This is a genomic window from Arthrobacter sp. TB 26, assembly GCF_000427315.1.
In the GTDB taxonomy this organism is placed as follows: domain Bacteria; phylum Actinomycetota; class Actinomycetes; order Actinomycetales; family Micrococcaceae; genus Arthrobacter.
On the sequence record NZ_AUPJ01000531.1, the window covers coordinates 1 to 1,027 of the forward strand.

Sequence of the window (1,027 nt, forward strand, 5' to 3'; positions counted from 1 at the left end):
GTCGCCGGCCGGTCCGGCGGCGGTAACGCTGGCCACGTCACTGGCCACTTCGCGCAGCCGGGCAGCGACGGATTCCGGGGTGGTGTCGTTGATGAAGGCGCCCATGGCGGCTTCGGATCCTGCCAGGTATTTGAGCTTGTCCGCCGCGCGGCGGGGCGACGTCAGCTGCAGGTGCAGGTGGCCGGCCCGGCGCATGGCCGGCTCCAGCGGGGCCTGGTGCCAGGCCGCGATGTAAGGGGTCGGCGTCGGATACAGGGCGTCGAAGCGCTTCAGGAGTTCGGGGTAAAGCTCCGCCAGTTCGTCCCGCTCCGCCCCGGTCAGGGCGGCGAGGTCCGGGACCTGGCGGTGCGGGACGAGGTGGACCTCCAGCGGCCAGCGGGCCGCGAAGGGTACGTAGGCACTGAAGTGTTCGCCCTCGAGCACCATGCGGCTGCCGTCGCTGCGTTCGGCCCGGAGCAGGGAGGAGGTGAGCGTCGCCGTCCCGTCCGAGGCGTCGGAGTATTCGCCGGCCGCGGCGGCCAGGACCGCGGCGCGCGGCGTGACGTAGGGGTAGGCGTAGATCTGCCCGTGCGGGTGGTGCAGGGTGACGCCGATGTCGGCACCCCGGTTTTCGAACGGAAACACCTGCCGGATGCCAGGCAGGGCGCTGAGGGCTTCCGTCCGGTGGGCCCAGGCGTCGACCACTGTGCGGGTGCGGCGCCAACCCAGTTCGGCGAACGATCCGGTGTGCTGCGGGGTGAAGGCCACCACCTCGCAGCGGCCCACTGCGGGTGCCGTGGTCCCCCAGCCGGGCGCCGCGGGAACATCGTGCGTGGCGGGGCCGAGGGAGGGGAAACGGTTTTCGAAGACGGCGACGTCGTAGTCCGGCGCCGGGATCTCGGTCTGGTTGGCCGGCGTCGTCGGGCAGATCGGGCACTGGTCCGCCGGCGGCAGGTGGGTCCGCGACTGCCGGTGGGCGGCGACGGCGACCCATTCGCGGCTGAGCGCGTCGAAGCGCAGCTGGCCCGGTTCGGGGCGGGCCGGCAGG

Annotated in this window: 1 protein-coding gene; it reads right to left on the bottom strand. The window is 72.9% G+C overall.

What is annotated here, in order from left to right:
- Positions 1-1,027: galactose-1-phosphate uridylyltransferase (gene galT / locus K789_RS0120880; protein ID WP_024368447.1), on the bottom strand; the 1,027-nt coding region annotated here is incomplete at both ends.